General features: G+C 61.2%; 9 protein-coding genes. 6 read left to right on the top strand and 3 right to left on the bottom strand.

Features of this window, described 5'->3' with window-relative positions; translation table 11 throughout:
• The first annotated feature begins 177 nt into the window (after positions 1-177).
• The 4 genes from ACZZ0Q_RS03950 to ACZZ0Q_RS03935 are packed head-to-tail and all read left to right on the top strand — an operon-like array spanning position 178 to position 4,105.
• Positions 178-1,188, top strand: coding sequence for an ABC transporter permease subunit (locus ACZZ0Q_RS03950; protein WP_122452379.1), 1,011 nt, complete (start codon positions 178-180; stop codon positions 1,186-1,188).
• A 13-nt stretch (positions 1,189-1,201) separates the two neighbouring features.
• The gene (locus tag ACZZ0Q_RS03945) at positions 1,202-2,122 is read left to right on the top strand and encodes an ABC transporter permease subunit (RefSeq protein WP_463540003.1); all 921 of its coding nucleotides are present in this window, start codon (positions 1,202-1,204) and stop codon (positions 2,120-2,122) included.
• 10 nt (positions 2,123-2,132) lie between these two features.
• Positions 2,133-3,134, top strand: a complete 1,002-nt coding sequence (locus ACZZ0Q_RS03940; RefSeq protein WP_463540004.1) for an ABC transporter ATP-binding protein — start codon at positions 2,133-2,135, stop codon at positions 3,132-3,134.
• Complete coding sequence (locus ACZZ0Q_RS03935; protein ID WP_463540005.1) at positions 3,131-4,105, top strand: peptide ABC transporter ATP-binding protein; 975 nt, start codon at positions 3,131-3,133, stop codon at positions 4,103-4,105. The genes ACZZ0Q_RS03940 and ACZZ0Q_RS03935 overlap by 4 nt, the downstream gene beginning before the upstream one ends.
• A gap of 95 nt (positions 4,106-4,200) precedes the next feature.
• Here the strand turns inward: ACZZ0Q_RS03935 and ACZZ0Q_RS03930 are convergent, their stop codons facing one another.
• Both ACZZ0Q_RS03930 and ACZZ0Q_RS03925 read right to left on the bottom strand, forming a co-directional pair.
• Positions 4,201-6,756 (bottom strand): PepSY domain-containing protein, encoded by a 2,556-nt coding sequence (locus tag ACZZ0Q_RS03930; RefSeq protein WP_463540006.1) that lies wholly within the window; start codon positions 6,754-6,756, stop codon positions 4,201-4,203.
• Positions 6,757-7,126: 370 nt separating this feature from the next.
• Entirely contained in the window at positions 7,127-9,376 is a 2,250-nt protein-coding gene (locus tag ACZZ0Q_RS03925; protein WP_463540007.1) for a TonB-dependent receptor, read from the bottom strand.
• Between the two features lie 217 nt (positions 9,377-9,593).
• Here ACZZ0Q_RS03925 and ACZZ0Q_RS03920 point away from each other — a divergent pair, with 217 nt between their 5' ends.
• On the top strand, positions 9,594-10,274 hold the full coding sequence (locus tag ACZZ0Q_RS03920) for a Fe2+-dependent dioxygenase (protein ID WP_463560310.1): 681 nt from the start codon (positions 9,594-9,596) through the stop codon (positions 10,272-10,274).
• 4 nt (positions 10,275-10,278) lie between these two features.
• The gene (locus ACZZ0Q_RS03915) at positions 10,279-11,064 is read left to right on the top strand and encodes a tetratricopeptide repeat protein (protein WP_463540008.1); all 786 of its coding nucleotides are present in this window, start codon (positions 10,279-10,281) and stop codon (positions 11,062-11,064) included.
• A 191-nt stretch (positions 11,065-11,255) separates the two neighbouring features.
• Here ACZZ0Q_RS03915 and ACZZ0Q_RS03910 read toward each other — a convergent pair whose 3' ends face one another.
• The gene (locus tag ACZZ0Q_RS03910) at positions 11,256-12,419 is read right to left on the bottom strand and encodes a type III PLP-dependent enzyme (RefSeq protein WP_122494413.1); all 1,164 of its coding nucleotides are present in this window, start codon (positions 12,417-12,419) and stop codon (positions 11,256-11,258) included.
• Between the last annotated feature and the right edge of the window lie 302 nt (positions 12,420-12,721).

The raw sequence follows: 12,721 nt of genomic DNA, 5'->3' as shown, positions 1-12,721 counted from the left end.
AACGAGTCAACACGAACACTAACCGTCACGGGCACCACCGTTCACCCGCTGACCCATAACAGCCTCGCGCACACCCACGCGAAGCCATAAAAAACGCCCGGCGCCGTTGACCCATAGCGCTGCCAGGTATGCCTAACCGGCTGATGAGTTGCACCAGACCAGGAGTACCGCCCCGCGATGTTCACTTTCATTGCCCGACGATTGGGGTTACTGATCCCCACGTTCTTTGGCATCACCTTGCTGACCTTCTCCCTGATTCGCCTGATTCCCGGCGACCCTGTGGAAGTGATGATGGGTGAACGCCGCGTAGACCCACAGATGCATGCCGAAGCCTTGGAGCGTCTGGGCCTGAACAAGCCGCTCTACGAGCAATACCTGAACTACATCGGCGATCTGGCGCAGGGCAATCTGGGCGAGTCGCTGCGCACGCGTGAAAGCGTGTGGCACGAATTCCTCACCCTGTTCCCGGCCACGTTGGAGTTGTCGCTGGCGGCCTTGCTGTTCGCCGGCACGCTGGGGTTGTTAGCGGGGGTGATCGCCGCGCTCAAGCGCGGCTCGCTGTTTGACCATGGGGTGATGGGCATTTCGCTGGCGGGTTATTCCATGCCGATTTTCTGGTGGGGCCTGCTGCTGATCATGTTCTTTTCGGTGTGGCTGGGCTGGACGCCGGTGTCGGGGCGTATCGACCTGCTCTACGACATCGAACCCGTCACCGGCTTCATGCTGATCGACACCCTGCTCAGCGACGAAGAAGGCGCCTTTCTCGACGCCCTGCGCCACCTGATTCTGCCCGCCATCGTGCTCGGCACCATTCCCCTGGCAGTGATCGCGCGCATGACCCGCTCGGCCATGCTCGAAGTGCTGCGCGAAGACTACGTGCGCACCGCGCGGGCCAAAGGCCTGTCGCCGACTCGAGTGATTTTTGTCCATGGCCTGCGCAATGCCTTGATTCCGGTACTCACCGTATTCGGCCTGCAAATCGGCGCGCTGTTGGCCGGTGCTGTGCTGACTGAAACCATTTTCTCCTGGCCGGGCATCGGCAAGTGGCTGATCGAGTCGATTGGCGCGCGTGACTACCCGGTGGTGCAGAACGGCATTTTGCTGATCGCCTGCCTGGTGATTCTGGTCAACTTCGTGGTGGACATCCTCTACGGCCTGGCCAACCCACGCATTCGCCATCAACGTTAAGGGAGGCCTGAACATGACCACCAACGCACCGTCTCCTGCGCCGGCACTGGCCGACCCGAGCACCCTGTACCCCTCGCCGATGAAAGAATTCTGGCAACACTTCGCCCGCAACAAAGGCGCGGTGGCGGGCCTGCTGTTTATGCTGCTAATTGTGTTTTGCGCGCTGTTTGCGCCGTGGGTGGCGCCCCACGACCCGAGTGAGCAATACCGCGACTTCCTGCTCACGCCGCCGGCCTGGGCGGCTGAAGGCCATAGCCAATTCCTGCTGGGCACCGATGAGTTGGGGCGCGATCTGCTGTCGCGGCTGATTCACGGCGCCCGCCTGTCGCTGCTGATCGGCTTGGCCTCGGTACTGATGTCGCTGATTCCGGGCATTTTCCTCGGCCTGGTAGGCGGTTTCTTTCCGCGCATTCTCGGCCCGACCATCATGCGTGTGATGGACGTAATGCTCGCCCTGCCCTCGTTGCTGTTGGCCGTGGCGATTGTCGCCATTCTCGGCCCTGGCCTGATCAATACCGTGATCGCCATTGCCGTGGTGTCGCTGCCCTCCTACGTGCGCCTGACCCGCGCGGCGGTGATGGGCGAGCTGAACCGTGACTACGTGACGGCGGCGCGCCTAGCTGGTGCCGGCCTGTTCCGCCTGATGTTTGTCACCGTGCTGCCCAACTGCATGGCGCCGCTGATTGTGCAGGCCACCTTGAGCTTTTCTTCGGCAATTCTCGACGCCGCCGCCTTGGGCTTCCTCGGCTTGGGCGTGCAACCGCCAACGCCTGAGTGGGGCACCATGCTGGCCTCGGCGCGTGACTACATCGAACGCGCGTGGTGGGTGGTGAGCCTGCCGGGCCTGACCATTTTGCTCAGCGTGCTGGCAATCAACTTGATGGGCGATGGGTTGCGCGATGCGCTCGACCCGAAACTCAAGAACGCCATTTGAGGAGCCCGTAATGAGCCTGCTGAATATCAAAAACCTGAGCGTGCGCTTCGGCGACGCCAACGCCGTACCGGTGGTCGACGGTCTCGACCTGAGCGTGGAAAAAGGCGAAGTGCTGGCGATTGTCGGCGAGTCGGGTTCCGGCAAATCGGTGACCATGATGGCGCTGATGGGCCTGATCGACGCACCCGGCATCATCAAGGCCGACGCCCTGAACTTCGACGGCCACGACATGCTGACGCTGAAAAGCCGCCAGCGGCGCAAGATCATCGGCAAAGACCTGGCCATGGTGTTCCAGGATCCCATGACCGCCCTGAACCCCAGCTATACCGTGGGTTTTCAAATTGAAGAAGTGGTTCGCCAGCACCTCGGCCTGTCTGGCAAAGCCGCACGCCAACGCGCCCTGGAACTGCTCGAACGGGTGGAAATTCCGGGCGCCGCGAGCCGCTTGAACGCCTACCCGCACCAGCTCTCGGGCGGCATGAGCCAGCGCGTGGCGATTGCCATGGCGATCGCCGGCGAGCCGAAACTGCTGATCGCCGACGAACCCACCACCGCGCTGGACGTGACCATTCAGGCGCAAATCATGGACCTGTTGCTCGACCTGCAACGGGACAAAGACATGGCGCTGGTGCTGATCACCCACGACCTGGCGGTAGTGGCAGAAACCGCTAACCGCGTGTGCGTGATGTACGCCGGGCAAGCGGTGGAGGTCGGCCAGGTGCCGGCCTTGTTCGACGCCCCGGCACACCCGTATACCGAAGCGCTGCTGGCCGCGATTCCGGAACACAGCCAGGGCGCCAAACGCCTGGCCACACTGCCCGGTATCGTGCCGGGCCGTTACGACCGGCCGGTGGGCTGCCTGCTATCCCCGCGCTGCCCGTATGTGCAACAGAAATGCCGCGACCTGCGCCCCGCCCTGGACCCCAGCGAACTTGGTGAAGTGCGCTGCTTCTTCCCGCGTAACCAGAACACCGCCCCCAGCCACCCAGAGAATCAGGAGCCCGCACGATGAGCGTAGTACTGACGGCTCGCGACCTTACTCGCCACTACGACGTCTCCCGTGGGTTGTTCCAACCGCACGCCACCGTGCGCGCCTTGAACGGGGTGTCGTTCGAACTGGAAGCGGGCAAAACCTTGGCCGTGGTGGGCGAATCCGGGTGCGGTAAATCGACCTTGGCCCGCGCGCTGACGCTGATCGAAGAGCCGTCTTCCGGCTCGCTGCAAATCGGCGGACAAGAAGTGAACGGCGCCAGCAAGGCCGAACGCAAACAACTGCGCCGCGACGTGCAGATGGTCTTTCAAAGCCCATACGCCTCGCTCAATCCACGGCAGAAAATTGGTGATCAGTTGGCCGAGCCGCTGCTGATCAATACCAACCTGTCGCGCAGCGAACGCCGGGAAAAAGTGCAAGCCATGATGCAGCAGGTCGGTTTGCGCCCGGAGCATTACCAGCGCTATCCGCACATGTTCTCTGGCGGCCAACGCCAACGCATTGCACTGGCCCGCGCCATGATGCTTAACCCGAAAGTGCTGGTGGCGGATGAACCAACCTCGGCGCTGGACGTGTCGATTCAGGCGCAGGTGCTGAACCTGTTTATGGACCTGCAAGCCGAGTTCAACACCGCGTATGTGTTCATCTCGCACAACCTTGCCGTGGTTCAGCACGTGGCCGATGACGTGCTGGTGATGTACCTCGGCCGGCCGGCGGAAATGGGTCCGAAAGAGAAGATTTACGCCAAGCCTCTGCACCCCTACACCCAGGCGCTGCTGTCGGCCACCCCGACCATTCACCCCGATCCGGACAAGCCGAAAATCAAAATCGTCGGCGAACTGCCCAACCCGCTGAAACCACCGAGCGGCTGCGCCTTCCACAAACGCTGCCCCCACGCCACCGAACGCTGCATCAAGGAAGAGCCGCAACTGCGCCTGCTCGACGCGCGGCAAGTCGCGTGTCACCACGCCGAGGTGATTAACGGGTTGTAAAGCAATCGCGGCTAAAGCCGCTCCTACCGGTACTCAAGATCCTGTGGGAACGGCCGGGCGGCGATCCGCTTTAGCCGCGATGCTTTTTTAGCCGATCAATAAACGTCGCGCCGGTAACGCCCTTCTTCGGTCAACTGCACCACGCGCTCATCGCCCAATACCTGGCGCAACGCCTGGTCCACGCCTTCGGCCATGCCCAGCAAACTGCCGCAGACGTAAATCGCCGCACCCTCTTCCACCCAGGCCTTAAGCGCGTCGGCCGCGTGCAGCAAGCGATGCTGTACGTAGACCTTTTCCGCTTGATCCCGCGAAAACGCCAGGTCCAACCGCGCCAGCTCGCCCGTCGCCAGCCAGCCCTGCAATTCGTCGCGGCAGAAGAAGTCGTGAGCCTCATTGCGCTCACCAAATAGCAGCCAATTGCGCGTCAAACCTTCAGCCACGCGCGCTTTCAGCAAGCTGCGCAGCCCGGCCAAACCGGTGCCGTTGCCCAGCAGAATGAGCGGGCGCGGCTCGCTCGATAGATGGAAGCCACTGTTGCGGCGCAGGCGCAGGCTGATGCTGTCGCCCACCTGGGCATGCACGCACAACCAACCCGAACCAAGGCCGAAGCTGCCGTCGATATGGGTTTCAACCCGCACCAGCAGTTGCAGCGTGCCGTCTTCCACCACCGAGGCAATCGAGTATTCGCGCGCGGTGATCGGCACCAGGGCGTCCACCAATGCCTGGGCATGCAAGCCCACCAGATGCCCACGGCTCGCAGGCAGTTGCCGGTTGGCCAGGGCCTGGGCCAGCGTTTCCTGCAAGCCGCCAACCTGCACGTGCGTGGTCGCGGCGATGCCCAGCCCGGCGAGGAAGGCCTCGACAGCGGCGGCGCTATTGCGCGGCATCACTTCCACCAAGTCGCCGGCTTGCCACGCCGACTGGCTATCGGGCGGGGTCAGGCTGAGCAAGAAAGTCGGCGAGCCGGCGCTGCCTGGGTTGAGCAGTTCACGTGCAGTGAGGGTCCAGTTGCCGTAGGTAGGCGACTGCCACGGTGCCGCCACCGAACCGCCCGACAACTGTGCAAGCTGCTGTTGCCACTGATGCAGCGCGGCGGCATCGCCGTTGTCGACCTCGACCGTGGGGAATTGCTGCTCACCACCTTCGTGGCTGAGCCACTGCTGCAACCGATGGGCGAAACCGCAGAAGTGCGCGTACTGGCGATCACCCAGGGCCAACACGGCGTATTTCAATTCGCTCAGGCCAAGAGTTTGCCCCAGCAGTTTGCGCTCGAAGCCGCGGGCGCTGTCCGGCGCTTCGCCGTCGCCAAAGGTGCTGACCACGAACAGCGCATGGCGCGCCTCGCGCAGGTGATTGGAACTCAGGCTAGCCAGCGGTCGCACGTTCACGGCGTGGCCAGCGGCTTGCAGTTGCCCGGCACTTTGCCAGGCCAGTTGCTCGGCGAAGCCGCTCTGGCTGGCGAAACCGATCAGCCAGTTATCGCCCTGGCCGGAACCCGCACTCACACCCTTTCTAGCCGCCAGCACCTGGCGTTTTTTACGACGGCGGTCGAGGTAGAGCAGCCAGCCCGTGATAAAGAACAGCGGCATGGTCACGCTGGCGGCGGTCATGAGAATGCGGCCGGTCAGGCCGAAATAACTGCCCACGTGCAGGCTGTAAATACTGGTCAGCAGTTGGTTGCCCAGAGGCTGATCGGCATAGCGCTTCTGGCTGCTCACCGCGCCGGTCGAGGCATCGAGCTGAATTTCGTTCATCGCCCGTTCGTGCGGGGAATTATCCAGCAGGTACAGCGCAGTGACCGGCTGCTTGGGCGCTTGAGGCAGACGCAGGTTGTACATCGCGAGCTGTGGGCCAGCTATGCCCACTACTGCCGACCACAGTGCGTCATAGTTCACCGGCACCGGTTCGGCAGCCTGCGGAGGCGGGCCCCTGCGCTCGCCACGGCCACCGCCCGGCTTGCCGCCCTGCTGGCCAGCCGGCGCGCCGCCGAGCAGCGCCGTGGCGCCATTGTTGAACCACTGGTACGACCAGGTCAGCCCGGTTACCGCCGCGAGCAGATAAAACACCAGACACCAGGTGCCGGCCACGGCGTGCAGATCCCAATTAAAGGCGCGGCCTTTCTTGGCCCAGTCGAACGTCAGCCACGTACGCCAGCTCAGCGCATTGCGCGGCCAGCGCAGGTACAAGCCGGACAGGCAAAAAAACAGCAGCATCAACGTACAGGCACCGGTGATTTGCTTGCCGAATTCGCCCATGGCCAGGAAGCGATGCAGTTGGAACATCAGGTCGAAAAACGCCTTGCCGGCAGGCTCACCGCGCAGCTCGCCGGTGTAGGGGTCGAAATAACGCATCGGCCCGCGACGCTCGCCCGGCTTGGGCGCAAAGAACACTTGCGACGCTTTGTTCTCCAGCGTGTACACGCGCATGCCGGCGATTCTCATGCCGGCCGCGCTTTCCAGTTTTTCCACCAACTGGCCGGGCGGCAACACACCACTTTCGCGCACCTGAATCTGCAGCACGTCCGGATTCAATGCCGTGGAAATTTCTTCCTGAAAGGAATACAGCGCCCCGGTGATGCCCATGAGGGCAAGCACCAAGCCGGCGGTGATGCCGAACAGCCAATGCAACTGGAACAACACGTTCTTGAACACGACAACCTCACCTGAACCGGCGCTTTTCAGCGCGACCAACCGTTAATAGCGGCGAATTCTATTTGAGAATTTATAGCAACTGCGCAACCTTTACTGATCGTTTACCTAGCAAACAAAAACCCCGAGCGATGCATCGCTCAGGGTTTGTTTGGCGCCGGGCTGAGGGTCGTCGCCCCTGCAAAGGTGGCGGTGCGACGATCCGGCATCCGGGATCTTTGGACGTGCACAGCTAATCGTCCAATCCCGAAACTCTGGACCCCCGGGTGCGCGAAAGTGACGGAGGTTTGGATAGTTGCGTACTCCAGCACGCAGCGCTGGAAAGCTGCGGGGCGCTTTGCAGCGGCGCCACCATCAGCCCGCCCGGCGACCGTTAGAAGTGGAAATTAGTAGAGATCAAAGCGGTCCGGCCTGCCGCCACGTGCGCCATGTGCGTCGAGTAAACCTGATCGTAATAACGCTCATCCGTCAGGTTCTGCACGTTAAGTTGCAGGTCCAGATTCTTGTTCACCACGTACTTGGCCATGGCGTCGTAGCGCCAGTAGTCCGGCACCTGCACGGTGTTGGCGGTGTTACCGAAGCGCGAATCCACGTAGTAAGCGCCGGCGCCCAGGGACAGCTTTGGCAGCAGTTGGTAGGTGGTCCAGAAGCTGGCGCTGTTTTGTGGGGTGCTTGGGATGTCGTTGCCGTCGTACAGGCCTTTCACATACACCGGCGGTGCGCCTCGGCCAGCAGTGTTGATCACACCGCCATCAACCAGCTCACCGTCGAGATAGGTGTAGTTGGCGAACACTTGCCATTTGCTGGTGATCTTGCCGCTAAGGCCGACTTCGAAACCGTCGACGCGGGTTTCACCGATGTTCTGGGTCAGACCGACCTCGTCACTCACGCGGGCGTTGGTTTTTTCAGTCCGGAATACGGCCGCGTTCACGCCCAGGCGCTCGTCGAAAAAGTCCCACTTGGTGCCTACTTCGTAATTACGGTTGCGCTCTGGTTCAAGCGATTGCGTGCCCACAGCAATGGCATCAGCGCCTTCGCCACTGGTTTCACCCACTGGGTTGCTGGAGGTCGACCACGCCGCGTAGATGCTGCCGTTTGGCAAGGGATTGAAGACCACGCCCAACTGGTAGTTCCAAAAGTGCGAGTTGTTTTCGTTGTCGAACGAGCCAGACACAAGATTGGCCGTACTCGCGGTAAGGCCTTGGGATTTGGTTTGGTAGTCGTCGTATCGAACGCCGCCGTTGATCGACCACTGTTCGTTGAACTTCAACGTGTCGAACACGTACGCCGATAGGGTTTTGCTGTCCGTGTCGGTGTAAGCAACGCTGTCGGCGATGGTGCCGTGAAAGGTGTCGTTGTAGTTCGGGTTGGCCAGGGTGGTGCAATCGTTCGAGTTGAGCATCGCGGTATTACAGGTGTTGCCAGCTACACGCTGGGACACAAAGTAGTTGCGGTTATGCACGCCTTCTTTGCTGAATTCGACGCCCGTATTCAGCGAGTGCTCAATGAACGCCGTATTGAAACGGGCGCTGAGGTCAGTCTGGTTAATCAGCCCTTCGGAGGTTGAGTTGCGGCTTTTCGCCGAGCGCTGCACGAAACCGCGCGCCACGTTATTGCGCGAGTCATCCGGGTTGGTGGCGATGTAGTCGAGCGTGGTGCGCACGATGCGCGAGGTGTTCGACACGGTGACGTTTTCGTTCAGGTCGTGCTCGAGCTTGATGGTGCCGGTGTCAGTAGTGCTGTCGCGGTAGTCGCGCGAGGCGAAGCCGTAGAACTTGTCTTTGTTGCCAGTCGGGGTGCGCACGCCATCAGCGCCGACGGTGCTTTGCAGCGGGTTGCCGAGGTCGGGCGTGTCTTCGCCTTCGACGTGGTAGTACGACACGGTGGCGCGGGTCGGCGTGTTCAGGCCGAAGGTCACGGTCGGCGCCACGCCCCAGCGGCTGACGTCGACCCCGGCGCGGCCAGCGACATTGGCGTCGTGCTGCATCAGGTTGATGCGCGCGGCGATGTTCTCGGTAAGCACGCGGTTAACGTCGAGGGTATAGCGGCGGGTCTGGTCGGAGCCGAAGGTGAAACCGGCGTCGGCAAAGTCCTGCTGCTTGGCAGTCTTGCTGATCAGGTTGAGGCTGCCACCGGTGGAACCGGCGCCGGTGAAGGCCGAGCCTGGGCCCTTGCTCACTTCAACCTGCTCAATGTTGAACACTTCACGGGTTTGCGACGCGACATCGCGCAGGCCGTCGATAAACATGTCGCTCTCGGCGTTGAAGCCGCGAATGATCGGGCGGTCGCCCGCTGGGTTACCGCCCTCGCCCGCACCGAAGGTGATGCCGGAGGTGGTGCGCAGCGCGTCGGCCAGGGAAAGGGAACCGGTGTCCTTGATCACTTGCTCGCTGATAACGGTGATGCTTTTCGGCGTTTCACGCAGCGGCGCGGTGTACTTCTTCGAAGCCGATTCGTCGACCTTGTAGTTCTCGGCCTGATCTTGCTCACCGACCACGCTAGTGGCTTCCAATGCAACCGGCTCGGCAGCATGCGCGAGGGGCGAAGCGGACATGGCCATGCCGACGGCAGTGGCGAGCATACGTGGCGAAAAAACAGTCGATTCTGTGGACGTGGCGGACATGCGGTTTCCCTCCCCAGGAATGGCAAAGGCCGCGGAATGTAGAGCAACAGTTAAAGGTTAGCAATTGGTAATAATTCGCATGTAACAATCTTTACATAATGTTTACATTTTGAAAAAACGCTGAAGGCCGCGTGGGGCTTGGGTTTAATCCAGTTGCCAGCGAGCCAGGCGGCGAATTATCATTTGCGACTTACTTTCAAATACAAACGGTTCCGCCATGCTTTTGCACATTCCGGGCGTTTTCAGCAGCGATGAAGTCCGGCAGATTCGCAGCGCGTTGGAACAGGCCGAATGGGCCGATGGCAAGGTGACGGCAGGCTTTCAATCGGCCAAGGCCAAACATAACTTGCAGCTGCCCGACGACCATCCGTTGGTCCGCGAAATCAGCAGCGAAATGCTCACCCGTTTGTGGCAAAACCCGTTGTTCATGTCGGCCGCCTTGCCGCACAAAGTCTTTCCACCGCTATTCAACTGCTACACCGGCGGCGGCTCGTTCGACTTCCACATCGACAACGCCATTCGCCAAGTAAAAAACAGCGTGGAGCGGGTACGCACCGACCTTTCCGCCACGGTTTTTTTCAGCGACCCGGACGAGTACGACGGCGGCGAGCTGATCATCCAGGACACCTACGGCAACCAGCGCATCAAGCTGCCGGCCGGCGACATGGTGCTGTACCCCGGCACCAGCCTGCACAAGGTCGAAGCCGTGACTCGAGGCGCGCGCTTCGCCTCGTTTTTCTGGACGCAAAGCCTGGTGCGCGAAGACAGCCAGCGCGCCTTGCTGTTTGAAATGGACCAAGCCATTCAACAACTGACCCAGGCCGTGCCCGACCACCCTGCCCTGCTGCAACTGACCGGCAACTACCACAACCTGCTACGCCGCTGGGCCGAGGTGTAAACCATTGACCGCCCTCCTGCGCCGCGAAGAACACCTCGACACCGACGACCTGGCGGCACTGCTGGCGAGTGATCCCGGCCGCGCCGCCAATGCCGTATTAACCGCCGCCAGGCAGGGCTCGCTGGATGCGCAAACCATGCTCGGCCAACTGCTGCTGGAAGGCCGCGGCATTCAGCGCGACCCGGCGCTGGCCGTAACCTGGTTCCGCATCGCTGCGCGCAACGGCCACGCCATGGCGGACAACATGCTCGGCCGCTGTCTGGAGCATGGCTGGGGCGCAGAGGCGAATCTCACCGATGCCGCCGAACACTACCGCCGCGCGGCAGACGCCGGGCTGGACTGGGGCCAATACAACCTCGCCAACCTGCTCGCCACCGGCCGAGGCGTGCTGCGTGACCCGCCGCAGGCATTCGCCCTGTACAAACGCGCCGCCGCTCAAGGGCACGCCAAGTCCATGAACCTGGTCGGCCGTTATTTCGAAGAAGGTCAGGTGGTGATTCGCGACGTCGCGCTGGCCCACGACTGGTACCGCCGCTCCGCCGAAGCGGGCGACTTTCGCGGCCAGTTCAGCTACGCCGCCGTGCTGGCGGAAAAAGGTGACGTGCGCGCGGCGGCGGCCTGGCTGGAGTTGGCGCTGCAGCATGGAAATCTGAATTTTCTGCGAGTGGCGAGGCAGTCACTGCAACAGGCCGAGCAGCCGGGAATTCGCGCGTTGGCGGCGGATTACTTCCGGCGTGCGGCCGAATTGGGGGATGACGGCGACCGTGAGGCGTACGCGGCGATTTGCTGATTCACGCTTTCGTAATTCCTGCGCGGGCAGGAATCCAAGGTGGTTCAGAAAAAACGCGCACGGCGGCAGATACTGGGTCCCCGCGTGCGCGAGGACGACGGTGGTTGTTCGCAAATTCAGCGCTGGATGTTGGCAAATTCAGCGCAATAAAAGCCCCGCACATGGCGGGGCTTTTTTCGTTCAGCTAAGGCTTACAGGTAGAACGCTTTCAGCGGCGGGAAGCCGTTGAATTCCACTGCGCTGTAGCTAGTGGTGTAGGCACCGGTGGAGAGCCAGTACAGGCGATCACCAATCGACAAGTTCAGCGGCAGGCCGTACTTGTAGTTCTCGTACATGATGTCGGCGCTGTCGCAGGTCGGGCCGGCGATGACCACTTCTTCCATCTCGCCTTTCTTCTCGGTCCAGATCGGGAACTTGATGGACTCGTCCATGGTTTCGATCAGACCAGAGAACTTGCCCACGTCCACATACACCCAACGCTCAACAGCAGTACGCGATTTACGCGCCACCAGCACGACTTCGCTGACCAGGATGCCAGCGTTGGCGATCAGCGAACGGCCCGGTTCCAAGATGATTTCCGGAAGGTCGTCACCGAAGTCTTCCTTGAGGAAGCGAATGATCTCTTCGGCGTAGGTTTCCAGGCTGTTGGTGCGGGTGATGTAATTGGCCGGGAAGCCGCCACCCATGTTGATCAGTTTCAGCTCGATGCCGTCTTCTTCTTTCAGGCGCTCGAAAATCACTTTTACCTTGGCGATTGCCGCGTCCCACACCGAGATGTCGCGCTGCTGCGATCCGACGTGGAACGACAGGCCGTAAGGCACCAGGCCCAGGTCACGGGCCAGAATCAGCAGGTCCATGGCCATATCGGTCTGACAGCCGAACTTGCGTGACAGCGGCCAGTCAGCGGTGGTCGAGCCTTCGGTGAGGATGCGCACATACACTTTCGAACCCGGCGCGGCCTTGGCGATGTTGCGCAGGTCGGCTTCGGAGTCGGTGGCGTACAGGCGCACACCTTTGTCATAGAAATAACGGATGTCGCGGGATTTCTTGATGGTGTTGCCGTAGCTGATGCGCTCCGGGCCGACGCCAGCGGACATGACTTTGTCCAGCTCATAGATCGAGGCGATGTCGAAGTTCGAGCCTTTGTCGCGCAGCAGCTCGATGATTTCGATAGCGGGGTTGGCCTTGACGGCGTAATAGACCTTGGCGAACTCGAAACCGGCGCGCAGATCATCGTAAGCCTGGCTGATGATATTGGTGTCGATCACCACGAACGGGGTTTCTTGCTGATCGGCGAACGCCTTCATTTTCTGGAAGGTTTCGCGCGGGTAGTAGTCTTCGACCTTAATCGACATGCGGGGGACTCCATGGGCAAAACAAACAAAGGTAGTAAGGGGTGGCTTTGTGACAAAGCCGCGAACGTCTAATCCGTTTCCCCACTTTGGTTCGCCTACTTCCCAAGGCTTGTCGCCGAGTATCGAAACCGATCTCTCGTCGTCAGTACTTGAGCCGCATGGATCGTTTCCAGCATGGACGTTCGGGCGCGAACTTTAGGAGCATGTGGGGGCAAGATCAATCAAAAAATGCCGCTGTTTTGCACCTGATTGTCGCCTCACCGATTGCCCGTTTTGGATTCCAAACAAAACGTCCGAAATGC

The organism is Pseudomonas sp. AC070, from assembly GCF_979258635.1.
Note: the sequence above shows the minus strand (reverse complement) of the source record. Positions and strands in the feature narration are given on the sequence as shown.